Annotated in this window: 26 protein-coding genes and 1 pseudogene; 12 read left to right on the top strand and 15 right to left on the bottom strand. The window is 62.2% G+C overall.

Annotation, left to right across the window (positions count from 1 at the left end):
* Positions 1–33 precede the first annotated feature (33 nt).
* From AKG11_RS26075 to AKG11_RS26030, 10 genes are read right to left on the bottom strand one after another with little or no spacing between them, the layout of a single operon-like run.
* A complete protein-coding gene (locus AKG11_RS26075) occupies positions 34–801 on the bottom strand; it encodes an HpcH/HpaI aldolase family protein (RefSeq protein ID WP_023513514.1) in 768 nt (255 codons plus the stop codon).
* Positions 802–808: 7 nt separating this feature from the next.
* On the bottom strand, positions 809–1,591 hold the full coding sequence (locus AKG11_RS26070; RefSeq protein WP_050746057.1) for a fumarylacetoacetate hydrolase family protein: 783 nt from the start codon (positions 1,589–1,591) through the stop codon (positions 809–811).
* A gap of 14 nt (positions 1,592–1,605) precedes the next feature.
* Positions 1,606–3,060 carry a 2-hydroxymuconic semialdehyde dehydrogenase gene (locus AKG11_RS26065; RefSeq protein WP_050746030.1) on the bottom strand — a complete coding sequence of 485 codons (1,455 nt, stop codon included), beginning with the start codon at positions 3,058–3,060 and terminating at the stop codon, positions 1,606–1,608.
* Positions 3,061–3,088: 28 nt separating this feature from the next.
* On the bottom strand, positions 3,089–3,766 hold the full coding sequence (locus AKG11_RS26060; RefSeq protein ID WP_050746029.1) for a class II aldolase/adducin family protein: 678 nt from the start codon (positions 3,764–3,766) through the stop codon (positions 3,089–3,091).
* A gap of 4 nt (positions 3,767–3,770) precedes the next feature.
* Positions 3,771–4,628: a VOC family protein gene (locus AKG11_RS26055; RefSeq protein ID WP_023513510.1), complete on the bottom strand. Its 858-nt coding sequence runs from the start codon at positions 4,626–4,628 to the stop codon at positions 3,771–3,773.
* Entirely contained in the window at positions 4,625–5,485 is an 861-nt protein-coding gene (locus AKG11_RS26050; protein ID WP_050746056.1) for a VOC family protein, read from the bottom strand. Before AKG11_RS26050 ends, AKG11_RS26055 begins: the two co-directional genes overlap by 4 nt.
* Positions 5,486–5,542: 57 nt before the next feature.
* Complete coding sequence (locus AKG11_RS26045; protein WP_050746028.1) at positions 5,543–6,514, bottom strand: TRAP transporter substrate-binding protein; 972 nt, start codon at positions 6,512–6,514, stop codon at positions 5,543–5,545.
* Entirely contained in the window at positions 6,511–7,464 is a 954-nt protein-coding gene (locus AKG11_RS26040; RefSeq protein ID WP_050746027.1) for a 3-hydroxyacyl-CoA dehydrogenase NAD-binding domain-containing protein, read from the bottom strand. The genes AKG11_RS26045 and AKG11_RS26040 overlap by 4 nt, the downstream gene beginning before the upstream one ends.
* A complete protein-coding gene (locus AKG11_RS26035) occupies positions 7,464–8,735 on the bottom strand; it encodes a TRAP transporter large permease (protein WP_050746026.1) in 1,272 nt (423 codons plus the stop codon). Before AKG11_RS26035 ends, AKG11_RS26040 begins: the two co-directional genes overlap by 1 nt.
* On the bottom strand, positions 8,732–9,337 hold the full coding sequence (locus tag AKG11_RS26030) for a TRAP transporter small permease (protein ID WP_245290209.1): 606 nt from the start codon (positions 9,335–9,337) through the stop codon (positions 8,732–8,734). Before AKG11_RS26030 ends, AKG11_RS26035 begins: the two co-directional genes overlap by 4 nt.
* Positions 9,338–9,453: 116 nt before the next feature.
* Here AKG11_RS26030 and AKG11_RS26025 point away from each other — a divergent pair, with 116 nt between their 5' ends.
* Positions 9,454–10,152 carry an FCD domain-containing protein gene (locus tag AKG11_RS26025; protein WP_050746025.1) on the top strand — a complete coding sequence of 233 codons (699 nt, stop codon included), beginning with the start codon at positions 9,454–9,456 and terminating at the stop codon, positions 10,150–10,152.
* A gap of 133 nt (positions 10,153–10,285) precedes the next feature.
* Here AKG11_RS26025 and AKG11_RS26020 read toward each other — a convergent pair whose 3' ends face one another.
* Positions 10,286–11,617 carry an NAD(P)/FAD-dependent oxidoreductase gene (locus tag AKG11_RS26020; protein WP_082342661.1) on the bottom strand — a complete coding sequence of 444 codons (1,332 nt, stop codon included), beginning with the start codon at positions 11,615–11,617 and terminating at the stop codon, positions 10,286–10,288.
* A 100-nt stretch (positions 11,618–11,717) separates the two neighbouring features.
* On the opposite strand from AKG11_RS26020, the gene AKG11_RS26015 reads away from it, so the two are divergent.
* The 5 genes from AKG11_RS26015 to AKG11_RS25995 are packed head-to-tail and all read left to right on the top strand — an operon-like array spanning position 11,718 to position 15,491.
* Positions 11,718–12,392: a sigma-70 family RNA polymerase sigma factor gene (locus tag AKG11_RS26015; protein WP_245290210.1), complete on the top strand. Its 675-nt coding sequence runs from the start codon at positions 11,718–11,720 to the stop codon at positions 12,390–12,392.
* A complete protein-coding gene (locus AKG11_RS26010; protein ID WP_050746022.1) occupies positions 12,389–13,042 on the top strand; it encodes a ChrR family anti-sigma-E factor in 654 nt (217 codons plus the stop codon). Before AKG11_RS26015 ends, AKG11_RS26010 begins: the two co-directional genes overlap by 4 nt.
* A 3-nt stretch (positions 13,043–13,045) precedes the next feature.
* Positions 13,046–13,861 (top strand): DUF1295 domain-containing protein, encoded by an 816-nt coding sequence (locus AKG11_RS26005; protein WP_050746021.1) that lies wholly within the window; start codon positions 13,046–13,048, stop codon positions 13,859–13,861.
* Positions 13,858–14,895, top strand: coding sequence for an SAM-dependent methyltransferase (locus AKG11_RS26000; RefSeq protein ID WP_050746020.1), 1,038 nt, complete (start codon positions 13,858–13,860; stop codon positions 14,893–14,895). The genes AKG11_RS26005 and AKG11_RS26000 overlap by 4 nt, the downstream gene beginning before the upstream one ends.
* Entirely contained in the window at positions 14,892–15,491 is a 600-nt protein-coding gene (locus AKG11_RS25995) for a hypothetical protein (protein ID WP_050746019.1), read from the top strand. The genes AKG11_RS26000 and AKG11_RS25995 overlap by 4 nt, the downstream gene beginning before the upstream one ends.
* Here the strand turns inward: AKG11_RS25995 and AKG11_RS25990 are convergent.
* Complete coding sequence (locus tag AKG11_RS25990; protein ID WP_050746054.1) at positions 15,456–15,857, bottom strand: DUF2177 family protein; 402 nt, start codon at positions 15,855–15,857, stop codon at positions 15,456–15,458. The genes AKG11_RS25995 and AKG11_RS25990 overlap by 36 nt on opposite strands.
* 120 nt (positions 15,858–15,977) lie before the next feature.
* Here AKG11_RS25990 and AKG11_RS25985 point away from each other — a divergent pair, with 120 nt between their 5' ends.
* The 3 genes and pseudogenes from AKG11_RS25985 to AKG11_RS35865 all read left to right on the top strand — a co-directional run.
* Complete coding sequence (locus AKG11_RS25985) at positions 15,978–16,358, top strand: DUF2147 domain-containing protein (RefSeq protein ID WP_050746018.1); 381 nt, start codon at positions 15,978–15,980, stop codon at positions 16,356–16,358.
* 22 nt (positions 16,359–16,380) lie between these two features.
* The gene (locus AKG11_RS25980) at positions 16,381–17,205 is read left to right on the top strand and encodes a DUF1365 domain-containing protein (protein ID WP_050746017.1); all 825 of its coding nucleotides are present in this window, start codon (positions 16,381–16,383) and stop codon (positions 17,203–17,205) included.
* Between the two features lie 119 nt (positions 17,206–17,324).
* Positions 17,325–17,417: pseudogene (locus tag AKG11_RS35865) on the top strand (IS5/IS1182 family transposase); the annotation flags it as partial.
* Between the two features lie 254 nt (positions 17,418–17,671).
* Here AKG11_RS35865 and AKG11_RS25975 read toward each other — a convergent pair.
* Both AKG11_RS25975 and AKG11_RS25970 read right to left on the bottom strand, forming a co-directional pair.
* On the bottom strand, positions 17,672–18,595 hold the full coding sequence (locus AKG11_RS25975; protein ID WP_050746016.1) for a GntR family transcriptional regulator: 924 nt from the start codon (positions 18,593–18,595) through the stop codon (positions 17,672–17,674).
* Positions 18,596–18,672: 77 nt separating this feature from the next.
* On the bottom strand, positions 18,673–19,326 hold the full coding sequence (locus AKG11_RS25970) for an FMN-binding negative transcriptional regulator (protein WP_050746015.1): 654 nt from the start codon (positions 19,324–19,326) through the stop codon (positions 18,673–18,675).
* 55 nt (positions 19,327–19,381) lie between these two features.
* Here AKG11_RS25970 and AKG11_RS25965 point away from each other — a divergent pair, with 55 nt between their 5' ends.
* Both AKG11_RS25965 and AKG11_RS25960 read left to right on the top strand, forming a co-directional pair.
* Entirely contained in the window at positions 19,382–20,824 is a 1,443-nt protein-coding gene (locus tag AKG11_RS25965) for an amidase (RefSeq protein ID WP_050746014.1), read from the top strand.
* 13 nt (positions 20,825–20,837) lie between these two features.
* Positions 20,838–21,212 (top strand): cupin domain-containing protein, encoded by a 375-nt coding sequence (locus tag AKG11_RS25960; RefSeq protein WP_050746013.1) that lies wholly within the window; start codon positions 20,838–20,840, stop codon positions 21,210–21,212.
* Positions 21,213–21,293: 81 nt separating this feature from the next.
* Here AKG11_RS25960 and AKG11_RS25955 read toward each other — a convergent pair whose 3' ends face one another.
* Positions 21,294–22,322: an alpha/beta hydrolase family protein gene (locus tag AKG11_RS25955; RefSeq protein WP_156334138.1), complete on the bottom strand. Its 1,029-nt coding sequence runs from the start codon at positions 22,320–22,322 to the stop codon at positions 21,294–21,296.
* A gap of 96 nt (positions 22,323–22,418) precedes the next feature.
* Between AKG11_RS25955 and AKG11_RS25950 the strand changes: the two genes are divergently transcribed.
* Positions 22,419–23,459, top strand: a complete 1,041-nt coding sequence (locus tag AKG11_RS25950; RefSeq protein WP_050746011.1) for a helix-turn-helix domain-containing protein — start codon at positions 22,419–22,421, stop codon at positions 23,457–23,459.
* The last annotated feature ends 195 nt before the right edge of the window (positions 23,460–23,654 follow it).

The raw sequence follows: 23,654 nt of genomic DNA, 5'->3' as shown, positions 1-23,654 counted from the left end.
GGCGTGCGGGCAGCGGCAGGCCCACTGATCGGCTTAGCCGTCCGCCAGATCCTTGAGTACACCCTGGGCGGCCTTCACCAGGAGGCCGAGATCGACCGCACCGGCAATGAAGCGGTAGCCCCAATGCCTGTAGCGGACGGCGTCGGCCGCGTTGGTGGCGAGGATGCCCGGGGCCTTGCCGGTGGCGACGATGCGGCGTGCCGCATCTTCAAGCACGGCCTGGACCTCCGGCGCTCCGGCGCGACCGAGAAAACCCATGGAGGCGGAGAGATCGGAGGGACCAATGAAGACGCCGTCGACGCCCGGAACAGCCGCGATTTCCTCCAGCCTGGCAAGGGCATTGGTGGTTTCGATCTGCACGAGCACGGCGATCTCGTCGTCGGAGACGGCAAAATAGTCCGATGTCAGGCCGTAGCGGCTTGCCCGGGTCGCGCCAGCGACGCCACGAAGCCCCTTGGGCGGGTAGCGTGTGGCGGCTACGGCTGCCGCCGCCTCCTCGGGAGTTTCAACAAAGGGAACGAGCAGGGTCTGCGCACCCATATCGAGTACACGCTTGATCAGCACCTTGTCGTTCCAGGCGGGGCGGACGACGGCTTGGGCCGTGCCCACGGCCGCCGCCTGCAACAGGGGCTGGACGCTGGCAAGGTCGATCGGGGAATGCTCGGTGTCGAACAGCAGCCAGTCGAAGCCAACAAGCGAGAGAGCCTCGGAGGAAATCGGGCTGCCGAGGGACAGCCAGAGCCCGTTCTGCGTATCGCCGGCAAGGAGCCGGCGCTTGAACGTGTTGCGGGGAGCCTGCATCATCGCCTCACACGAACTGCACGGCGACCGAGCCGAGCGGGCCGAAATCGGCGTGAAGGGTATCGCCCTTCTTGGCCCAGACGGGGCGTGTGAAGCTGCCGGACAGCAGCATGTGGCCCGGCTCCAGCGTCACGTCGAATGGGGCGAGCTTGTTGGCAAGCCAGGCGACCGCCATCGCCGGATGGCCGAGAACGCCGGCGGCCAGTCCCGTCTCCTCGATTTCCGAATTGCGATAGAAGATCGCGCCGACCCAGCGCAGGTCCACATCCGTCGGTCGAACGGGCCGCCCGCCGAGCACCAGTCCGGCGGCCGCGCCGTTGTCGGCGACCGTGTCGAAAATCCTCCGCGGTTCGGTAACGCGTGCGTCGATGATCTCGATGGACGGGATGATCCATTCTGTTGCACGCAAAACATCGACGAGGCCGACATTCGGTCCCTTCAGCGGCTCCTTGAGCACGAAGGTCAGTTCCGGCTCGACACGCGGCACGCAGAAGTCCTCGAACCGCACCTTCGCGCCATCTGCCAGCACGAGGTCGTCGAACATATAGCCGTAGTCGGGCTCATCGATCTTCGAGGCGGCCTGCATGGCCTTTGACGTCAGGCCGATCTTGTGGCCGATGATCTTCACGCCGGCCTTGATTTTAGCCTCTGCCACGGCGGAGGAGATCGCATAGGAATCTGCGATCTCGATCTCGGGATACATCTCCGAGGGACGCGGCCCCTGCACCTTGGTACGGTGGCTTTCCAGCAGGCTCGCGACACAGCGCGCGCGTTGTTCTTCGTTCAGCATGATCAAGGGGCCTTTCAGAGTTTGATGCAGACGTTGCGCAGCTCGGTGTAGAATTCGAGCGAATGGATGCCCCCTTCCCGGCCGATGCCGGAGGCTTTCGATCCGCCGAAGGGTGTTCTGAGATCGCGAAGGAACCAGCAGTTGACCCAGGCGATGCCGACCTCGATCTGCCGCGATACACGGTGCGCGCGCGACAGGTTCGTGGTCCAGATCGAGGTTGCCAGCCCGTAGGGGCTGTCATTTGCCAGCACGACGGCCTCCTCTTCCGTGTCAAAGGGCGTGATGTGCGTGCAGGGTCCAAAAATCTCGTCAGTGATGACGGGCGCGTGCTGTGGAAGGCCGGTCCAGACGGTTGGCTCCACCCAATAGCCGTTCTCATAGCCGGCAAGCTGCGGCACCCCGCCACCGGCAAGGATCGTCGCGCCTTCGGCCCGCGCCTTGTCATAGTAGGACAGGACCTTTTGCCGATGTTCGGCGCTGATGAGCGGGCCCATCGTCGTCGCCGGATCAAAAGGATCGCCGAACCGGTAGCTGTTTGCCTTGCGCGCAAGGCCCTCGGCCAGCCGCTCGAAGATGCCGCGCTGCACATAAAGGCGCTCCGTACCGAGACATACCTGCCCCGTATTGGCGAAGCAGGCGCGTCCGATCCCTTCCAGCGTGGCGTCGAGATCGGCGTCGTCGAAGATGATGCCGGCATTCTTGCCGCCGAGCTCCAGCGAGACGGGGCGAATGCCGCCGGCCGCTGCGCGCATGATCGCCTCGCCGGTCCGCGTCTCGCCGGTGAAGGTGATACCATCGACATCCGGATGGCTTGTCAGGAACTCGCCGGCAGCACCCGGCCCCTTGCCATGCACCACATTGTAGACGCCCGGCGGGATTCCGGCCGCATTCATCACCTCGCCGAGGAGCGTTGCCGTTGCCGGCGTTTCCTCGGATGGCTTGACGACGACCGTATTGCCGCAGGCGAGCGCCGGCGCGACCTTCCACGTCATCAGGAGAAGTGGCAGGTTCCAGGGGCAGACGACGGCTATGACACCACGGGGCAGCCTCAGCGCATAATTGAGCGCGCCGGCGCCGTCGGGCGTCGCCATCTCGAACGTCTCCGTCGAGGCCGTGAGGATCTGGTCTGCGAAGACATTGAAGTTCGCGGCGCCGCGAGGGATGTCGATATGTGACGCGATGGAGCGGGGCTTGCCCGTATCGTGGATTTCAGCCGCCAGGAACTCATCGAAACGTGCATTGATGCCATCGGCGACCTTGCGCAGCAGCGCGACGCGCTCTGCAAGCGGCATGCGGCCCCACGGCCCCTTCAAGGCCGCCCTCGCCGCGCCAACCGCGGCATCGACTTCGGTCCGGCCGGCGGCGGAAATCTCGCCGATCACCTCGCCGGTGCTCGGGAAATGATTGGCGAAGGTCTCGGCGCTGCCGCGGACGAACTTGCCGTCGATGAAATTGAGATAGGTCTTCACATCTTGTCCTTTCGCATGACCGCTTCCGTCAGGCCGCCCGCTCGGGGTCGCCGGCCGTCAGGTAGTCCCACATCCGTTCCACAATGCCGCCGCCGAGCGTCGCACGCTGCGCGGCATCCGCCGCCGTTATGACCGGCGCTTCGTTGGCCAATCCCGCAGCAAGGGCGGCAAGCTCGACGCGGCACATGTCTTCCAGATACCAGGCGAGCATCAGCGCCTCCTCGATCGTTCCGCCGCGAACGACCGCGCCGTTGCCGCGCATCAAGACGCCCGCGCTGTCGCCCATGGCCGTGACGACGCCTTCCGCCCGCCCGTCATCACGGATCAGCTGGATGTCGTCCCAGAAACCGACCCCAGGCGCAAAGTAGGTGCCGAAGCCGTGCCGCATCTGTGGCCGACGGCCGAGTGCTGCGAGTGCCATGACACACGGGGACATGAAGCGGATGACTGCACCGACGGATGGCTGTGCCGCATAAATCTGCTGGTGGATGCGCACCTCACCCAGAACACCGGCCGGTAGATCACCCGTCACCGGTACCAGGGTGCAAGGTTCGCCCGGCTCGACCAGGGCCATCGGCCGGGGTGGGCAAGTCAGGAAGTGCTGCTGGTCGATACGGGCAGAGCAATGACCGTAGGCGTGCACGAGACCGGCACGACCAAGGGCGCGGGCGGCCACCCGCACTGCGATTGCGATTTCGTTTGTCATGCCGTCAGTCCTTGAAGGCGGCGATGTTCGGCTTCGCCCCCCAGTGGCAGAAGCCCTTGGGTTCGAAGTGGAATTGCCGGTCGCGCCACAGCGGCTCGTCGTGGATCTCGCAAACGCCCGTCGAATATTCGAACGTCATGCCCTCGGGCCCGGTGAAGTAGAGGAACTGGGCCGAGGAGGTCGGATGCCGGCCCGGCCCGAAGGTGATGTTGACCTGATTGTCCCGCACGTGGCTGAAGGAACGCTGGATATCGTCTGTGCTTTCAACCTGGTGGTTGATGTGCTGGATCCCGGCCTTGTGAAAAGGAAACAGCGCGATCGAATGGTGGATCGTGCCGAGCCGCATCAGTGGCGCATCGCCTATCCGATCGGAAACGCGGGCGTTGCAGACTTGCGTCCAGAAGGACTCGTCACGCTCGGCATCCGTCGTGCAGAGGCCCACATGGGAAAAACCGGTAATGCCGGCATCGCGGGTACCATGGTAGCGCTTGCCCGACATTTCGGGGCGCACGACGAATTCGATGCCGTTGCCGGTCGGATCGTTGAACCGGATGAACTCGCGAACATGGCGTGCGTCGCATTCCTGTGCCGAGCCGTAGTGCACGCGATGGCCGAGACCTTCGAGCGTGGCGGCGGCGCGCTGAAGATCGTCGGAAGAACCGATCTCGAAGGCCGTTACCTGATCCTGTGGATCGCCCTCGAAGTAGCACAGCGTGTGCTCGCGAGCATCCGATTTGAAATAGGTCGCATCCCGGCGGCGCTCCGAGACCTCGAGGCCGAGGATGTTCACTGCGAACCATTCCGCGCCGGCAAGGTCGGTCGTGCCCAAGCGGCAGTAGACAACGTCTTTGAGCTCGATCATCGTTCTTCTCCTCCAAGGAATTCCGGCGCGAGGCAGGGCGAACCCCAGGTGCAATGCGACCGGGCGGTGTCGGAAAACTGGCGTGGACCCCGGATGGCGATCTGGGGGCCGGTCTTGGTATCGGCTGCATAGGAATAGTAGATGTCGCCCGGCCCCTTGGCCGTGACGAAAACCGCTTCGGACGCGGCGTGACGCCCCGGTCCGTGAACGACAGGAACCTGGCGCGATTGCAGGAAATACCAGCCCTGCATCACGTTGTTGACACCCTCGACGGACCAGCTCGCCCCCAGCACCCCATCGCGCTCGGAAGGATAGAGAGCCACACGGTGATGCGCCTCATCGAGGCGGAGGAAAGTTGCATCGCCGATCCAGTCGGAAACCTCCAGCCCGACGCCGCGCGTCCAGAAATCCTCATTGGCGGAGATATCGGTGCAGGCGAGCTGTACTGCCTGGAACCCGGTAATGCCTGCATCGCGCGGCCCATGATAGCGCCAGCCCGACGTCAGCGGCCGCCAGACGAGCTCCACCGTTACACCGTTCGGTGCCTTGACCGCGATGCCCTTCTTGATCTGGCGGATCCTGCATGCATCTGTGTCGAGACGGACGGGAGACCACTTCGCCAGGCGGCTTTCAGCCGTATCGAGGTCTTCCGCCCGCGCGACCGTCAGAGCGACCGCGGTGTCGCCCGTCTTGCTGTAGCAAAGCGCGTAGTTTCGCGCATCGGATCGAAAGCGGGCATGATCCTCGTCGCGGTCACCCGCCTGAAGGCCAAAGATCTCCGTGGCAAAGGCAGCGGCGGCAGCAAGATCGGGCACCGGCAGGCGCAGGTATCGAAGGTCTCGGTAGATTGCAGTCATTTTCATCTCCTCAAGGGTGCGCCGGATGACGCACCCTTCCGTCAATGCCGGTAGCGCTCAAAGCGCGCCGGCTTCTGCTTCCAATTCGATCAGAAGTGGCGTCTTCTTGCGCCATTCGGCGTACCAGGCATCGACTGCTGCACTGAAAAACGCCCGGTCCGCAACCACGACGGGTACATCCGTCGACTTGAGTTTTTCGAGATAGTCATTGTCGATGGAGGAATAGGCGCCGACGACTGCGTCGAGTTCTTCCGCCATCAGCTTTTCCACCACCGCGCGATCCGCTTCGGAAATGCCCTGCCATTTGCGCGCCGAACCGACCGCGATCATCGGGAACATCATGTGGTTGGACGCAAGGATTGTACCCGCATGCTCGTAATATTTCGAGTTCCAGGTGCCTTCGAAGTCGATCTGCATGCCATCGACCTGACCGTTGGCAAAGGCGTCATAGAGCGCGGGCAGCGGCATCGGCGTGGGGGCGGCGCCCAGCTGCTGCCAGAAGAACAGCTCCTGCGCAAAAGGCACCGTACGTACCTTCTTGCCGGAGAGGTCGGCGGCCGAAGCGATCTTGCCGCGCATGACGATCTCGCGCATGCCGGCCATGCCCCAGCCGAAGCCCTTGAGAGCGAATTTGTCGAGGCCGGCGACGAGCTTTTCCGCCACTTTTCCCTTCAGCAGCTTCTGCGCGCCGGCGGCATCCTTGACGATATAGGGCGCCAGGAAGACACCATAGTTCGGATCCCGATTGGCAAATTCGCCGAGCGTCAGGAAGGCGAAGTCGATGGCACCAGTCTGCAGCTGCTGCAGCATCTGTGCCTCGCTGCCGAGCTGGCCGGACGGAAAGATCGAGATGTCGACACGCCCTTCGGTCGCATCCTTGATCTTCTTTGCAAGGCTTTCAGCGCTCTTGCTCCATTGATGCGGCGGCGGCGTGATCAGGCCGAGCCGGTATTGCTCGGCGAGGGCCGGCGCTGAATGAAGGCCCGCCACGATGGTTGCCACCGCGGCCAGGAATTTTGCTGCTTTCATCCGTTGTTTCCTCCCGTTTGGATGTGTTTGGAACCGGCGGCTTCCTCCGCCAGAAATGTCATCAGGCTGGCCAGCTTGTCGTCGCGGTCAGCGGCAATCGCCTCCACCGGCCGTGGGTCGTGCGCTTCCATGCCGCTTGCGAGCAGACGGCGTGCCTTCTCGTCCAGCGCAGGGGCCCCGAGGCTTTCCCACCAGCGCTCGATCTGCGGACCGAGCTGGTCGATGCACCGCGCAATGCCGCCTTCGGCGCCCGCGAGATGAAAAACCCCGGTCGGACCGACGAAGCACCAGCGCGGTGCAAGCCCGGCCGTCACCGCCCGTTCGATATCGCCGACGCTCGCAACGCCCTCGCGCGCGAGGTAAACTGCCTCCCGCCACAGGGCCGTCTGCAGGCGATTGACGAGGTGGCCGGGCATCGGCCGCGACAGTTTCAACACCGTCTTGCCCATCGCTTCATAGAATCGCTGGGCCCATTCGATCGTGGTCGCAGAAGTTTCCAAACCACCGCAAAGCTCCACCACCGGCATCAGGTAGGGGGGATTGCAGGGATGGGCGATCAGCAAGCGCTCCGGCCGGGCCAATCCTTCGGCCATCTGGTCCGGATCGAGCCCGGACGATGAAGAGGCGATGATCGTATCGGGGTGCAAAAAGGGTTCGAGTGCTTGCAGGGCTTCAATCTTCAACGCCATCCGCTCCGGTAGGCATTCCTGCAACAGCTCCGGTTTCGCCCCCGCCGTTGCGGCCGTTGTGCTCCATCGTGGAGGTACGGCGGCAGGAGAGAGCTGCCCGAGCCGTTCCACAACGGGTCGGCCCGTGCTCCAGGTGGCCGCGAGACGATCTTCAGTCGCCGGATCGGGATCGATCACCACGGTCTTGTGGCCTGCCCCCGCAAAGGCGACTGCCCATCCGCAGCCGATGAGGCCGCCGCCCAGGATCCAGACATTCGCCATCACAGCAGCTCCTTCAGGCCGATGGAGAGCACCGGGAAAAACACCAGAAGAGCGAGAACGACGAGCACTGCGGCGAAGAACGGCAGAAGGAGAACGGAAAGGCGCTCCGCCCGCACATTGCCCATCAGCGAGGCGACGAACAGTCCGGTTCCCACCGGAGGTGTCAGGAGACCCAGCGTCAGGTTGAGGCAGACGATGATGCCGAAATGGAACGGGTCGATGCCATAGACATTGGTCGCGACCGGCAGGAAGACGGGCACGATCAGGATGATCGCCGGAATGGGATCCGTGATCATGCCGACCACCAGAAGCAGGGCGCAGAGCAGCAGGAGGAAGATCGTCGGCGAGGAGGTCATCGTCTGCATGGATTCGGCGACCATCGCCGGCAGGTTTTCAAAGGTGATGACCCAGCTGAAGACCTGTGCGGCGGCGATGAGGAAGAGAACGCTCGCCGCCCCTTTCGCGGCATTGGCGAAGGCAGGCAGGATGTCTTTGGCGTCGAGCTCGCGATAGACGAACATGCCGATGGCAATTGCCGCGAGGCTGGCAACGGCGGCCGATTCCGTCGGCGTTGCGATACCCCCCAGGATCGAACCCACGATGATGATCGGGATCAGCGCGGCCGGAAGCGCGTCCTTCACCGCGGCAAGACGGGCCCTCATCGGCATGGGTGGCGTCATCGGGAACCGATGCCGGTGACCAAGCCACGCTATGACGGCGATGAAGGCAAAGAAGATAAGGAAGCCGGGCACGATGCCTGCGATGAACAGGTCGCCGATCGGGATCTGCGCAATGACGCCGAAGATGATGAAGAGCATGGAGGGCGGGATGATCGGCGCAAGCAGGCCGCCGGCCGCCGTGATCGCCATCGACACATCCCGCGGGTACCCATTGCGCTCCATTTCCGGGACCGCGAGGCGCGACATGATGGTGATTTGCGCGACAGTGGAACCGAGGATGGAGGCCATCATCATGTTCGCGACGAGATTGACATAGGCAAGGCCGCCACGCAGCGGACGAAGCAGCGCAAGTGCCAGCCCCATCAGGCGCCGGCCGATGCCGCCGGCATTCATGAACTCGCCGAGCAGGATGAAAAGCGGAAGTGCAAGCAACCCGTAGTTCTCCAGGCCGCCGAACATCTGCTGGCCATAGGACTGGAGGAGCACGGTGTTGCCACTGGTGAAGATATAGATCATCGCAAGTGCGGCCAGCGCGAAAGCGATTGGCATGCCGACGGCGATCAGGCCGACAAAGGAAGCAGTAGCAATCATTGTGCGGTCTCCGCCGGAGCGTTGTAGCGGGCCAGAAGCGATGCGACGACGTGCAGAACCGAAGTCAGGCAGAAGATCGGGAGAACCAGCCAGAACCAGAATTTCGGAACGCCAAGCGTAATTGTGGGCTCCTGGTAGATGAAATTGAAAGCGGAGGAGGAGAAGGCATCGACTGATCCAGCGCGCCAAAGGCCGATCGGATCGAACCAGTTCCACAACTGGACGATCAGCACCGCAAGAAAGACGAGCAGCAGGCCATCGACCAGAAGCGCGAGGCGTCGGCGTGCGGCAGCTGGCATTGCATCGGCAAGCAGCGTCACCGCGATATGCTGGCGGTGGGCCAGCCCCATGGACGCGCCGACAAAGGCGACCCAGGCCATCAGCAGCACCGCCAGCTCGTCTGCCCAGATAAGGGGTAGACCGAGGGTCCGGCAAACGACATTGGCGAGCAGCAGCAGGAAGATCAGGAAGATCAACGCGCCCGCCAACCATGCTTCACAGGCAGCGATTTTACGGCTGGCAACCATGAGCATGCCGGCGCCGAAGGCCTTTGGCTGCGCCTCGAGATGGTTGACGGATGGATTGTTTTGTGACGATAGCATCGATATTCCTCCCGCGACGGATAAAATATCGATATTATTTGAAAGTCAATTTCTAAATTGATGTTTTTTAGAAAATGGAATAAATATCGAAAATCAAAAAAGGGGAGCTCGCATCTTTGTCGAAAACGCAGCAGGACGTTCTGGAAACCGGGGACGAAAAGACCCAGGCGGAAAAGGCATACAGGCTCATGCGGGAAGACATCGTGTCGGGCGCGCTTGCGCCGGACATGAAGCTGAAGATTGATGTCCTGCGGGACCGCTATGATATCGGCGCGGGGCCGCTGCGTGAGGCGCTTGCGCGTCTTTCCGGGGAGTATCTGGTGACCCTGCTTGGCCAGCGCGGTTTCGTCGTCGCGCCGATGTCCGTATCGGATGCGCGGGAAATCGGGCACCTGCGCAAGATCTTCGAGGCGGACGCCCTCTCCCAGTCCATTCCCAAGGGGGACCGGCTGTGGGAGGAGAAGGTCATTACCACCTACCACCGCCTCGAACGGATCGAACTTTCCGACAATCAGGGTGCAGACCGCCTGAAGGACTGGGAGCGACTGAACAACGACTTTCACGAAGCGCTGGTGGCAGCCTGTCCCTCGACCTGGGTGCTGCGCATGCGCGAAATGATGTTCCGCCACCACGAACGGTATCGGCGTCTTTCACGCATCAAGACGGTGTTCACACGCGACATCCATCTGGAGCACCGTGCCCTCCTCGATGCTGCGCTCGACCGGGATACAGCCCGTGCCATAGATGTTATCCGCAGCCATATCGAACGCACGACCAATGCGGTGGCAGAAGCGCTGGAGCGAATGGTCGCCTGATTTCGATGTATGAACCTGGGCTTGGCGAAGCCGAGTTTTGAGGTTTCGGGACATAGTGGATCGGTCTGCCTTATCCGCGGCAGCCTTTCTCCTCTGCTTGAAACAAGGAGCGACTGCGAACGGAACACGAGCGCTAGGCAGACTGCAAGGTCCGGAAAATGCGATCCGATTCCCCTTCGACGGACCATGGCCTGGCCATACCGCCAAGGCTCTCAGCAACCGCAAGCCCAGCCTGTATTGCATCCTCATGAAAGCCGGAGCCGAAGTAGGAGCCGCAGAACCAGGTATTGTCTTCACCCTGAAGTGACCAGAGTTGCTTCTGTGCCGCAAGCGTTTCGGCATTGAACAAGGGATGCTGGTACACTCCACGCCAAATGACTTTGTCTTCCGCCACGGCGTGCAGCGGGCTCAGCGTCACGAAGAACGGACGCGGATCCTCGATCCCCTGCAATCGGTTCATCCAGTAGGTCACGCAAGGTTTGCGGGGTGCTGTGCCGTCGCGCCCGGACCGCGCCAGATAGTTCCAGCTCGCCCATACGCGCCGCCGGTTTGGCATCAGGCGTTCATCCCTGTGCAGGACCGTTTCATTGTCGCCATAGGAAAAAACGCTCAAGAGCGCGGCCTCCTTTTTCGATCGGTCGGCAAGCATGCCAAGCGCCTGATCGGCATGAGCGCCAATAACGACGTGATCAAACCATTCGGGCTCCGCCCCCAGCACGGAAATTTCCACGGCACCGTTTACACGACGGATCGATTTGACCGGCGCATTGACACGGATACGCTCGCGCAAGGGCGTGGTCAGCCGCTCGAGATAGGCGCGGCTACCGCCATCCACCGTGCGCCAGACCGGCCGGCGCACGAATTTCAGAAGACCGTGGTTTTCACAGAAGCGCACGAAGGAAAGCGCCGGATAATTGCCGATCTCGAGGGCCGGCGTCGACCAGATTGCCGCCGCCATGGGATAAAGGTGATCTTCCCGAAACGCCCGGCCGAAACCCGCGCTGTCGAGATAGTCGTTGAGACTTGCGGCTGGATCAAGATTTCTCACGCCGCTCGGTGCATGTCGATAAAAGCGCACGAGGTCGCGCAGCATCGACCAGAAACGCGGGCTTGCGAGATTGCTGCGCTGGGCAAACAGACCTGCAAGGTTTGTTGCCGCATATTCCAGCTGACCGTCATCCATCGAAACGGAAAAGGACATGTCCGACGCCTTGGTCGGGACGCCGAGATGTGCAAACAACGCTGTCAGGTTGGGATAGGTCGCCTCGTTATAGACAATAAATCCCGTATCGACAGGAGCGCCGCCCGCTTGCACGGTGTGAGAATGCCCCCCGATGCGGTTGTCCGCCTCGAAAACGGTCACGTCATGACGTTGTGCTAGAAGCCATCCAGCCGAAAGGCCGGCGATACCCGTGCCGACGACGGCGATTTTCAGGGGCCGGTCCGATGTGGGAAAATGGCGCATATCGATCCTTTTGCGGCACTCGAAATCACAGGAAGCAATTAGTACCCTTTACGGGCGCGGGCCTCTGGCGGATCACTTTGGACGGCCTATTTCGATACATGTGATCCGTCTCGGAGAACGCCGCGTAGAAGGAGGCATGAATGAAGCTTCAAGCCCTATCGAGATTGAGCACAAACCAAGCGTGCCGACAGGCCGGCGGCTTGCCGTCGTGAGGTCAAAGGAAGCACAAGACACACCTTCGCCCGATGCTCTCGCCGAGATGGTTGGGCAGGTCGCTCACGGCCGTGACCGTCAGGCCTTCGCGCTGCTTTTTGGCTATTTCGGGCCGAAGCTTAAGACCTTCTTTCTTCGCTGGTCTCTCTCGTCCGTCGTTGCGGAAGACCTCGTGCAGGAGACGATGCTGAATGTCTGGCGCAAGGCCTCCTATTTCGATCCTGAGCGAGCGGGTGTCGCGACATGGGTCTTCACCATCGCACGCAACATCCGCATCGATCACTTGCGCAGGCAGCGGGATCCCTCGATCTTGCCGCCCGACCCGGAGGGTGGGCCGCAAACGCTCGAGGACGACCTGCTCGGGGCGGAACGGGACGAGCGGGTGCGCCATGCGCTCACCGCGCTCTCGATGGAACAGCAGACGATCATCCGTCTCTCCTATTTCGGCGAGAAATCGCAAACCGAAATCGCCGATGAGCTGGGTATTCCCCTGGGGACCGTGAAATCTAGAACACGTCTGGCCATGAACCGCTTGCGCGCGCTGCTGGAAGACCAAACATGACCATCACACATCACGCAAAAGACGAAACATTGATGCATTATGCCGCCGGCACGCTTGCTGCAGGCCCCGCCATCGTCGTCGAAGCGCATCTGGCAAGCTGCCTTGTCTGCCGCACCCGGGTCGGCGAATACGAGGCGCTCGGTGGCGCTCTTTTGGAAACGGCTGAATCCACGCCGCTTTCGGCAACGGCACTGAACGATGTGCTTGCAATGCTCGACGAAGAGGAGGGCGTGTCGCCCGTCGCCACGGCGCCTCTGGTGCCGGTGGAGATAGAGGGCGTTCCCTTGCCGGAGGCCTTGCGCGGCTGCGATATCGGGCACTGGCGCTGGATCGGCCCGGGCATGAAGATGAGTCGTGTCGGTGTGCCGCAAGATCCGGATGCCAATCTCATTCTGCTCAAGGTGGCGCCTGGCCGGGCGTTGCCCGATCACGGACATGTCGGCACCGAATTGACCTATATCGTCTCAGGCTCGTTCTCCGACCGGTTCGGCACGTTTCGCCCCGGAGATCTGGCGGAAATGGACGAGGAGGCCGAACACCAGCCTGTTGTCGACAAGGACGGCTATTGCATTTGCCTTGCCGCCATGGAGGGCAAGATGCGCTTCAAGAACGTCATCGGCCGCATGCTGCAGCCGCTCTTCGGCATCTGAGCCATGACGGCGGCGGCGCTTTCCATCCTCCTGGCGGCCGCTGTCTCCCTCGCAATGACCGCGGTGTGGCTCACCGTGGTCAAGGGTGCGGTATCCGGCTGGGTCGACGCGGTTTGGTCCTTTCTTGTCGGTGCTGCCAGTATGGTCGCGGCGCTCACGCATGTCGACGGCTGGGATGGCGATTACCGGCGGCGCCTCCTCGTCGCAACCATCGCGGGGGTCTGGTCCTGTCGCCTCGGCATTCATATCCTGCGACGCACGCTGCACGGCGGGGAGGACCCGCGCTACGCCAGCTTACGCGAGCAATGGGAGGAAAGCTGGCGTTCGCGCCTCTTCCTGTTCCTTCAAGTCCAGGCAGCGGCTGCGCTCCTCCTGACTGCGACGATTTTCATTGCCGCTCGAAACCCTGCCAACGGTCTTCACTGGAGCGATGCTGCCGGTATTGCCATTCTCGTCATAGCCGTGATCGGAGAAGGTGTCGCCGATACGCAGCTGGCGCAGTTCCGCAGTAAAGCTGCAAACACGGGAAAGGTCTGCGATCATGGCCTCTGGAGCCTTTCGCGTCATCCGAACTACTTTTTCCAGTGGCTTGGATGGGCAGGCTACGCGGTCATCGCCATCGGTCCCGCGGGCGTCTGGGGCTGGGGCTGGACGGCACTTGCGGGGCCCGCCTTCATGTACTGGCTGCTCGTCCATGTCTCGGGGATTCCGCCGCTTGAGGCACATATGATGCGCTCGCGTGGCGTCGCTTTTGCTGCCTATGTCGAACGTGTCAATGCCTTCTGGCCTGGCCCCCAAAAGAAGGGAAGGATGACATGAACCTTGCCGTTGCCGCCATCACTGCCGCCGAGCGCCTGCCACTGCCCGATCACGCAGTGCGCTTTGGCATCAACCGACTTGTAAGCCGCACGCGCCGCCTGCTGGCGCAGGACGGAGGCCCGACTGACCGCGAATTTGCGCGATCAATGACCGAATGGCCGATTGCCGTTCACACCGATGAAGTGAACGCCCAGCACTACGAGCTTCCGGCGGCGTTCTTTTCGCTGACGCTCGGTCCGCGCCGCAAGTATTCCTCCTGTCTTTATGCCTCACCCGGCACCACGCTTGCGGAGGCCGAGATTGCGGCGCTGGACGAATCCTGCGCCCATGCAGACCTTGCGGATGGTCAGGACATTCTGGAGCTCGGTTGCGGCTGGGGCTCCCTCTCCCTGTTCTTGGCCGAGCGCTACCCGGCTGCACGTATCGTCAGCGTGTCGAATTCATCGTCGCAGCGCGCCTTTATCGAGAGAGAAGCTGAGCGGTGCGGCCTGCGAAATCTGACCGTCATCACCGCCGACATGAACAGTTTTTCCCCTGGCAGCAGGTTTGACCGGATCGTCTCGGTGGAGATGTTCGAACATATGTCCAACTGGCAGATGCTTCTCGAGCGGGCAAGCAGCTGGATCCGCCCGGACGGGCGGCTCTTCCTGCACGTCTTCTCCCATCGCAAAACCGCCTACCGCTTCGACCACGCCGACAAGGCGGACTGGATCGCCCAGTATTTCTTCACAGGCGGCGTCATGCCGAGCCACGGTCTGCTGCGGGAGTTCAGCGACAGCTTCACCGTCGAAAGGGACTGGCGCTGGAACGGCAAGCACTACGAACGCACGGCGCTTGACTGGCTCGACAATTTCGACCGCAACCGAGAGGCCATCCGCACCATCTTCAATGCGACTTATGGACAGGAGGCGGCGCTCTGGATACGCCGATGGCGGATGTTCTTTCTCGCAACCGCCGGGCTTTTCGGCCATGCCGGCGGCGAAGAATGGGGCGTCAGTCACTACCGCCTCCGACCCGCCGGCGCGGGGCCATGATCTCCCTGTTCCCTGCTCTGATCAAGACGGTACAGGCTTACGCCCGCCATCCGGATCCGCGTGTCGCTGCGGCAAATGTGATCGCACTGCTCGTCGCCTCGAACCAGCCTTTCTATCCGCTCTATCTTTTCTGGCTTGTAAGCCCCGACATCACCCCCGCCTGGTTCACGTTCCTGTCGACACCGTTCTTTCTCGCCGTACCGGCCATCGCCCGATGGAACACCGTCGCCGGCCGGGGACTTCTGCCTCTGGCGGGTATCGGTAACACCGTGGTTTCGACATGGCTGTTCGGCGCAGCATCGGCGGTCGAGATCTTTCTTGTTCCCTGCGGGGTGCTTGCCCTCTTGCTGTTCCGCCCGGGCGAACGCTGGGCAGGCCTGATGCTCACCGCCCTCGCCTTTGGCGTCTTCCTGGGGTTACCCGACGCTTATGGACCACCCCTTGCACGGTACGACGCCGCCGAATATGCCGCGCTGGCGCGGCTCAACGTCATCAGCGCAGGCGCACTTACCGCTTTCGTCGCCCTCATGTTCTCCAGCCTCCTGGCGCAGGCCGAACAATCAACCGACGCGGCTGGCGACAAAAAAGCCCGCTGATGCGCCGACAGCGGTCACGAAGGCACCCCAGGGGATGTCGGCGAGGGTGATGGAAAGCGGCCAGTCCTTCAAGGTCGCCTGGTTGGTAAGGTCATAGGTCGCATAGGCCACGAGCCCAAGCACTGCACCGTTCAGCGCAGCCCTGCCGAGGCCACCGCTCTCGAGAGCCGGCAAGACGGCGAAGAACACAATGCCGGCGACATAGATCAGGTAGAAGGCGATCGCCGGGATCAGATGAAACTGCGGTACGAGCTTGTCGCCCAGAAGCGGCCGATAGAGCACGTCTGCCATCGTCGAAAGCCAGATGGCATCGACGATCAGAAAGGCGATGCCGGTTGCCAGATAGGCTGCGATGGCGGTTTTCATGCCGATATCTCCGATGATGTACCCGGCATTTTCTACGATTTTCTCGCCATGACGGATCACCTTGAGTGAACCGATCGGCCCGCCGGTGCGTATTTCACCAAAAGCGACGAGGATGGACCGATGAGGCTAGCCATTCTGGCTGCATACGCCGCGGTGATGTCGACTGCCACCGCCTCCTACGCACAGCAATCCGCCGATCCGAGCGGTGTCTGGCTACGGGACGACGGGAACGCGCGCGTGCGCATCGCACCTTGTGGCAGTAACATCTGCGCCACCAATCTTTGGATCCGTGATACCAGCAAGGGAGAGGAAGCCGGCGACCGCCTGGTCATGTCGCTTAAGCCCAAATCGCCCGACACGCTGGCCGGCACCGCCTACGACGCCAAACGCGACCGCACCTATTCGATTACCGTTCAGGTTTCGGACAGGTCCCTTCTTACGCGCGGCTGCATTCTGGGCGGTGTGTTGTGCAGGAACGTCCACTGGCAGCTGGCGCGGTGAGGGTTTCGGCAAGGGGTAAGGCATGAGGGAAGCCCGCATCACCAGCATGGCAGAGAACGGCCCGCCGCCTCCAGCCGCCGGCACGCTCTATCTCGGGAAGGTCATGCACCAGAGGCTCAATCCCTTTGGCCACCGTTTCAGCTACAGCGTTTTCTCCTTGCTGGTGGATATCGACCGCCTTGGCGAGCTTGCCGAACTCACCCGCCTGCTCTCGGTCAACCGGGCCGGTATCCTGTCGGTCCACGAGCGAGATCATGTCGAAGAGGAGGACGAAACGCTGCGCCGGTTCGCTGACCGTCTGCTGGCGCATGCCGGGCTTGAAAGGCCTGCCGCGCGCATCCTTCTGCTCGCCTATCCGCGCATGTTCGGCTACGTTTTCAACCCGCTCTCGACCTACTTCGCCTATGATGAAGAAGATCGGCTGGTCGCGCTCATCTACGCGGTGCGCAACACCTTCGGCGAGCGGCACAGCTATGTGGCGCCGGTACTTGCGGGGGAAGGGAGCGCTGCCGGCATCCGCCAGACACGGACGAAGATCTTTCACGTCTCGCCCTTCATGGACATGGGGTTGCGTTACCATTTCCGCATCCTGCCGCCGGGCAAAACGGTTCGCGTGCGCATCCATGAGACCGCCGGCAAGGAGCCCGTGCTGGCCGCCACGTTCAACGCGGATGCTGCGCCGTTGACCGACGCCAACCTCGCCCGCTGCCTCCTGCGTTTTCCTTTCATGACTCTGAAGGTGATCGCCGGCATCCATTGGGAGGCGCTCAAGCTCTGGCTGAAGGGCGCGCGATTCCGCTCCAGCCCACCTGCACCCGAAGCCGCAAGCTATCGGGACACTGCCTGACCCGTCTTCGGCCTGCCGGCGCTCGCGGCCCGCGACATCAGCTGCAGCAGGCAGACACCATATCGCCACGAGAAAGCGCTCTATAGACGATGTCGCAAGGTGGAGGACCTGTTGTCCAGCTCAGCGACTGGCGGCGCATTGCAACTCGATACGGCCGATGTGTCCATATATTTCTCTCGGCAATCTGCACCGCAGCACCGGTCATCTTATGGTGTCAATCAATGAGACCTGCGCCTCGCCGGCGCGGGCAACCGCATACAGAGGCGATGACCTAGCGGGCGACACGTGTCATTCAGGCTTCATGCGAGCAATTCGCAGACTTTTATCTTGAAAAAAACAATGCCTGTATTGCACCTCCTCAGGAATCTTCAGCGGGCACAACAACCATTTTCCGCGGAGTCCGATACCGAGGGCGCAAGAAACCCGACGACCGCCGCGTTGGTGGCCTGGATGTCTGATCGACGGCTTACGGATTGCCGGACGTGGTGGCGGAGAAAGCGCCAGGCTTGAAATGGACGACGTCGAGGATGTGCTTCTCCATCAGGATCGCAGCCTCTTCCATCCGGCCCTCCAGTACGAGGTCGATCATGGCGACGTGCTCCCGATAGAAGCTGCGAACGCGCTCCAGGTCCTGGTAGCTGCGATAATCGACGAGGCGCCGCGTGCGGCTTTGCTGCTGGATAGCCTGCAGGATGAAGCGGTTGCCCGAGAGTTCGGCGAGCAGTTCGTGAAAGCGCACGCTGGCGGCAAAGATATCCGAGGGGCGTGTCCTGTCGCTGAGGTTTTGCAGGAGATGCGTCTGCTCCTTCTTGCACGCCAGAAGCCGCTTGCGATCAATGCGAAAGGTCGGTTGCCGCAATCCCGCGGGCTCCAGGATCAGGCGAAAGTGCTGGCTCTCGTCGCTGGCGCCAAGCGTACGCAGCAGATCCTCGAACTGCCAGCCATAGCCCGGATTGGCGCGAATGATGCCTTCAGCCTGCAGGCGCGCCAGCGCTTCCACCAGTGCAGGGCGGTCGGCATTGTACCGCCGCAGGAGATGGGCTTCGCTCACCTTCCCCTCCAGCCGGCCTCCGAGATAATCGCCGATCATGCCTTCGTAGATGAGGTCGCTTTGTCGCTCCTGCCTGATTTCCGGTGCTTGCATCCTGGAAACATCGACGGTGAGGAAGTAGCCGCGATTGGCGATGCGTTCGACATGGCCGCGGCGCTTCAAGAGGTTGAGTGCCCCGCGAACCGGCGTGCGCGATACGCCGAATTCCGCAGACAAGGCCGCCTCGGTCAGATGCGCCCCGACAGGCAGTCTTGAGCCATGGGCGAAGGCGAGAATCCTGTCGGCGATATCCAGTTCGAGTGCGGTCGCGGTTTCGGTAACATCGGGTTCATCGGGCATGTGCTGTTTTATGCGCACCTGCCCGTCTGTTTCAAGCGTTGCGCCGCCGGGCGGCCACGGCAATCGGTCTGTATCAACTACGAATCGGGCCGGTGGCGCCCGGGGCGCAAGGTTATGCGCTCCATGGTTTCTGCCACGGCGCGGGCCTGTTCATCGTCGGAGGTGGCCAAACCTTCGATGACGGCAACGACATCGGTCCGGCGCTTGTCCTGGCTCATCTTGTGGGCGGCCTCGATCGACGTTACGGCAATCGAAAACGAGGCCGTCCCCTTCGAATATATCTTCACCGTTTCGGGACTGATATCGCCGAGGCGCCAGCCTTGGCCAAGCTGCGCCTCGAAATGCTCGACGGTTCGCAGAAGTACACGGTCATTTTCCGCCGCGTCCGGAGCGTGGCGCAAATGGCCACGCAGCTGCACGGCGGAGTAGTTCCAGGTCGGAACATCCTCCTCCGCCCGGTAGTGACCCGGCGATACATAGGCGTCCGGCCCTCGGAACAGGAGCAGCACCGCATCCCCGTCCATGATGCTGCGCCAATGGGGATTGGCCCTCGCCATATGGCCGATAAGGGTTTGCCCTGACGGATCGTCGGGATCGAAGAGCGCAGGAAGAGCCGTCGCCTGCAAGCCCGCCGAAGGACTGTGCGACACAAGAGTGGCCAATCCGTATCGGCCGATCAGGTCTCGGATTTCCCGCTCGTCGGCCTCGCCAAAGCTGGTGGAAGTGAACATCGTGGCCCTTGCATAAATTGTATTTACAGATAAGAAATACAATAAATGGAGGGCAATGCAATTGTTTTCTGACTACGCCAACTACGATGGACTGGGTCTTGCCGAGCTGGTTCAGACCAGGCAGGTCCATCCAAGCGAAGTGCTGGACGCGGCCTGGGACACGATCGAGAAACTGAACCCGCGCATCAACGCCATCGTTGCATCGATGCGCGGCATTGCCGAAAGGGACATCCGCCTGGGGCTCCCGGACGGACCGTTCAAAGGCGTACCCATCGCGCTGAAGGACGAGTACCTCTTCTATTTCGGCTTTCCCTGTGATTTTGCCAGCCGGCTCGGCGAGGGTACGACGGCCCCCTATGACTCCACCCTGATCCAGCGTTACCGGGCGGCCGGCCTCCTTATCACCGCGAAATCAAACCTGCCGGAATTCGGGGCAAGTGTGACCACCGAGCCCGTCGCCAAGGGCGCCTGCAACAACCCCTGGGATCTTGGCCACACCAGCGGCGGCTCCTCCGGCGGTTCGGCCGCGGCCGTTGCGAGCGGTATGGTGCCCGTCGCCTATGCCAATGACGGCGCCGGCTCGATCCGCATACCGGCCTCCTGCACCGGCTGCTTCGGCCTCAAGCCGACACGCGGCCGTACGCCGACAGGCCCTGTCGACGGAGAATACTGGAACGGGCTTGTTGTCCAGCATGCGATTGCCCGCACCGTACGTGACAGTGCCGCCCTCCTCGACGCATCGGATGGATGGGAGCCCGGTTCGAGCCATGCCGCACCCGGTAAAACCGGTCCCTACCTCAAGGACGTCTCGACACCGCCCGGGCGGCTGCGAATTGCCGTGTCCACCATTTCACCTGCCGGTACGATGGTCGATCCACCCTGCATCGAGGCGGTGCAAAAAGCGGCCCGGCTCTGCCGGGACCTCGGACACGAGGTGGAGGAGGACGCCCCGAACTACAGCGGGCAGGAACTGGCCAGCCACATCGCAAATCTCCTCGCCATCCATCTGGCCCACGGCATCGATCAGCTTGCCGCCGCGACAGGGCGTACGGCATCGGCAAGCATCATCGAAAGCGCCCATTTCAATCTTAGCGAATACGGTCGCAGCCTGCCCGCCACGACGCTGCTCGCGACATTGGAGTATTTCGGCTCCCTTGCCCGGCAGGTCGCGCCGTTCTTCCAGCGCTACGACCTGTGGCTGACGCCCACCCTCGGCGCACCGCCGATAAAGCATGGGGTCATCACCGCCAACGATCCCGACTGGCGCCGCTACATTGAGCGATACTTCGCGTTTATCCCGTTTACCCCACTCGCCAACGCGGCCGGCCTGCCTTCGATGACGCTCCCGCTTCATCACGATTCGAGCGGCCTGCCCATCGGCATCATGTTTACCGGTCGCTTCGGGGCGGAGGACACCCTCTTTCGTCTGGCCGGTCAAATCGAGCAGGCAATGCCCTGGATCGGTCGCAAGCCGCCGGTCAGCGCCTGGAACCCTTGAAAAAAGTCCGCCAATGAGCAAACCATCTTTTCATCGCCTTCACCAGCACGGCGACATCGTGAAGGGCATGCAGGACATCGGCCTGTCCTTTCCCGACCTCGTGCTCGAGGGAAACCCACAGGAGAAAGCCCACATCTTCTACGACCGACCGCTTTCGCAGGCGACGATCGGCATCTGGGAATCCGAGTCCGGCACCCTGCGCTTCGACCCCTACCCGTTCGACGAACTGTGCATCATCGTCGAAGGCGAGGTGAGCCTCGTCGACGAAAGCGGCCAACAGGACGCTTTTAAGGCCGGAGACCTGTTCATCATAGAAAAGCAGTTCCGCGGCCTGTGGGTGATGCCGCGGCGGCTGCGCAAATTTTTTGTTGAGCTCAAGACCGCATAGATCAGGCCCCACCCATTGCCGAGCGAGCGCCATGGCGCCGCTCGGCCAATTCCTGTGCCAGTCGGATGCGTTTCAGAATGGTCAGAGGTTCCGCCTGAAGAATGCGACGACTGCGGCATTCAAGCGCCTGTGAAAGGCAGCGCGATCGAAGCCCGGACCGTCGGCGCAGATGTCGTGTGCAGCATCTTTTTGCGCCTCCGTGCACGGCGCCAGGAACGAATAATGCCCCGCACCCGGTTCGATATGACGGGCAGGCGGGACAGGCAGCCCGTCCCTGACGATGAGAATATCGGGATCCAAGGGCACCAGCTCGTCCAGTTCTGCCGCCCACAACTCCACCGGCTTGTGCAGGTCACGCAGGCCATCCGGCAGGAACAGGGCCGGCAGGGCCGGTGCTGCAACGAATGCCGCCTTCAGCCGCGGATCGGGCACGACGCCAAGTGCGGCTTGTCCGAATTTCCGGCGGACGTCCTGCGCGCTGCCCAGTGCCAGGCAGGCCGCCTTGCGGGGCATTGCCTTGCATTGCGCCACGAGGCCGGACGTCTCCGGCCGTCCCCCGAGGCTGGCGAGTGCGGTGAATCCTCCCATCGAGAACCCGAAAATCCCGATCCGGCCCTGATCGACCGCCCGGCGGTCCGGCCAGGCGCCCAGCATGTAGTCGATCACACGGGAGACCTGCCGAGGCCGTTCCGTCAGTTGCTCGCGTCTGGCGTAGTGGCGTGTGTCAGCATAATTGTCACCGGGATGCGTCAAGGCAACGACGACAAAGCCCGCATCGGCCAATGCCCATGCCGTGTCGTGATGACCATGCGCACTGCCGCCCGTGCCGTGCGATATGACCACCAGGGGCAACGGACCACCGTCAATCCTGCCGCTTTGCGCAATCCGTTGCTCATAGGCCGCAAGCTTTTGCAGTCGTGGCTCGCCCGTCGAGGGATACCAGATAAGTATCTGCATCGTGCCACGGGACGGATCGGGGATTTCCATCTCCTGGAAACCGACGCCAGCAAGGGTCGGGGAGGACGCGAAGAGCAGGTACTGGAGGAGAAGCCAAAGCAGAAGTCTAGGTATGGTCATCAAGGTTGCCTCGGTTGGAATGTCGCGGGGCACCGTGGTGTACTCCGGGCACAATCGAGACCTTGATCATGTTCGAGGTCGTCTTGGATCACGATCCGGTCAATACTCGCGTCAAACAGGATCGACCCGATGCTTTTTATCCCGCTGCCGTTTGTCGCCGCACTCCTGCTGCTTGTCCTTCTGGCGCAAATGAGTCTGCGAGAGCCCACCGCGAACCGCTCCTTTCGGTCTCTCGTCATTCTGCTTGCAGCCTTGTCTGTCTTGATCGGCATACGATGGGGCTACAGCACTGAACGGCTATTACCGGTTCAGGCCTTGTTCGCTTCCGCTGTCGGCCCCCTCGCCTGGATCGGTTTTGCGGCTTTTGTCTCGCGGCAGGAAAGCCAAAACGTCCGCCGCCTTTGGCCTCATGCCTTGCCAACGGCGCTGATTGGCGTGCTCGCGATCGCCAGGCCCCAGTGGCTCGACGTGACCCTGATCGTCATCTTCGCGTGGTATGCCGTCCTTCTGGCGCGTCTTGCCTGGCGCGGTTCGGATGCGCTCGATCTGGCCCGCATCGAGGAGGCTCCTCTGGTTCACCGGGCACTGCAGGCAATGGCCGCGACGCTTCTTCTGGCGGCGATCGCGGACAGCCTGATATCGGTAAGCATTCGGTGGTTCGAGGGCGCATTTGCCGCCATCATTGTCAGTGCCGCGACGGTCCCGCTTATCCTGCTTCTCGGGATAGGGGCGGCCATTGCCTCACGAAACACGACACCTCCTGAAAAGGGCGAGACACCGCGGCTGGTGCCCGATTCGGATAGTGCCGTCGTCGCGACGCTCATCGCTCTGATCGAGGAGCAGCAACTCTATCGCGATCACAACCTGACGCTCCAAAGGCTTGCCCGCAAAGCCGGGATCCCTGCCCGTCTGCTGTCCCAGGCCGTGAACGGGGTTTGCGGGCGCAACCTGTCGCAATTCATAAATGATTTCCGTGTGGCCGAGGCCTGCCGGCTGCTGGAGAATGCCGACATTCCCATCACCACCCTCACCTACGATGCCGGCTTTCTCACGAAATCGAACTTCAATCGTGAGTTCCGTCGCGTAACGGGCGTGAGCCCAACCGAATGGCGAGCCCGGAGGGCATCCAGGCAGGAGCCGACACTAAAGTTTGCGAGGCGGTCTTCATAGGCCGCGTCACGCGACCCTACGCCCCGTCCTCTGTTCACATGTTTGCTTGTATGGCACACCGGGGCATGGGCTTGCCGCGGGCAACGGACCGTTGACCTTGCCGATCGATCTCCGAGATTGGACGGCGGGATTTGACCGGTTCTACACATCCGCCTTTTTCGTACCGCCTCAAGGCGCAGAAGCCGTGACCGCAGC

The sequence above is a fragment of the Shinella sp. SUS2 genome (assembly GCF_001262505.1).
Taxonomy (GTDB): domain Bacteria; phylum Pseudomonadota; class Alphaproteobacteria; order Rhizobiales; family Rhizobiaceae; genus Shinella.
This window is presented reverse-complemented; position numbering and strand designations above follow the sequence as displayed.

Bases quoted from the DNA above. Each gene is read 5' to 3' on its own strand.
- AKG11_RS26040 (WP_050746027.1), bottom strand. From the start codon at position 7,464: ATGGCGAATGTCTGGATCCTGGGCGGCGGCCTCATCGGCTGCGGATGG.
- AKG11_RS26055 (WP_023513510.1), bottom strand. From the start codon at position 4,628: ATGATCGAGCTCAAAGACGTTGTCTACTGCCGCTTGGGCACGACCGAC.
- AKG11_RS25960 (WP_050746013.1), top strand. From the start codon at position 20,838: ATGAGCAAACCATCTTTTCATCGCCTTCACCAGCACGGCGACATCGTG.
- AKG11_RS25975 (WP_050746016.1), bottom strand. From the start codon at position 18,595: ATGCCCGATGAACCCGATGTTACCGAAACCGCGACCGCACTCGAACTG.
- AKG11_RS25985 (WP_050746018.1), top strand. From the start codon at position 15,978: ATGAGGCTAGCCATTCTGGCTGCATACGCCGCGGTGATGTCGACTGCC.
- AKG11_RS26005 (WP_050746021.1), top strand. From the start codon at position 13,046: ATGACGGCGGCGGCGCTTTCCATCCTCCTGGCGGCCGCTGTCTCCCTC.
- AKG11_RS26060 (WP_050746029.1), bottom strand. From the start codon at position 3,766: ATGACAAACGAAATCGCAATCGCAGTGCGGGTGGCCGCCCGCGCCCTT.
- AKG11_RS26045 (WP_050746028.1), bottom strand. From the start codon at position 6,514: ATGAAAGCAGCAAAATTCCTGGCCGCGGTGGCAACCATCGTGGCGGGC.
- AKG11_RS26030 (WP_245290209.1), bottom strand. From the start codon at position 9,337: ATGCTATCGTCACAAAACAATCCATCCGTCAACCATCTCGAGGCGCAG.
- AKG11_RS25965 (WP_050746014.1), top strand. From the start codon at position 19,382: ATGCAATTGTTTTCTGACTACGCCAACTACGATGGACTGGGTCTTGCC.
- AKG11_RS26010 (WP_050746022.1), top strand. From the start codon at position 12,389: ATGACCATCACACATCACGCAAAAGACGAAACATTGATGCATTATGCC.
- AKG11_RS26075 (WP_023513514.1), bottom strand. From the start codon at position 801: ATGCAGGCTCCCCGCAACACGTTCAAGCGCCGGCTCCTTGCCGGCGAT.
- AKG11_RS25995 (WP_050746019.1), top strand. From the start codon at position 14,892: ATGATCTCCCTGTTCCCTGCTCTGATCAAGACGGTACAGGCTTACGCC.
- AKG11_RS26000 (WP_050746020.1), top strand. From the start codon at position 13,858: ATGAACCTTGCCGTTGCCGCCATCACTGCCGCCGAGCGCCTGCCACTG.
- AKG11_RS26020 (WP_082342661.1), bottom strand. From the start codon at position 11,617: ATGCGCCATTTTCCCACATCGGACCGGCCCCTGAAAATCGCCGTCGTC.
- AKG11_RS25980 (WP_050746017.1), top strand. From the start codon at position 16,381: ATGAGGGAAGCCCGCATCACCAGCATGGCAGAGAACGGCCCGCCGCCT.
- AKG11_RS25970 (WP_050746015.1), bottom strand. From the start codon at position 19,326: ATGTTCACTTCCACCAGCTTTGGCGAGGCCGACGAGCGGGAAATCCGA.
- AKG11_RS26035 (WP_050746026.1), bottom strand. From the start codon at position 8,735: ATGATTGCTACTGCTTCCTTTGTCGGCCTGATCGCCGTCGGCATGCCA.
- AKG11_RS26070 (WP_050746057.1), bottom strand. From the start codon at position 1,591: ATGCTGAACGAAGAACAACGCGCGCGCTGTGTCGCGAGCCTGCTGGAA.
- AKG11_RS25990 (WP_050746054.1), bottom strand. From the start codon at position 15,857: ATGAAAACCGCCATCGCAGCCTATCTGGCAACCGGCATCGCCTTTCTG.
- AKG11_RS25950 (WP_050746011.1), top strand. From the start codon at position 22,419: ATGCTTTTTATCCCGCTGCCGTTTGTCGCCGCACTCCTGCTGCTTGTC.
- AKG11_RS26050 (WP_050746056.1), bottom strand. From the start codon at position 5,485: ATGACTGCAATCTACCGAGACCTTCGATACCTGCGCCTGCCGGTGCCC.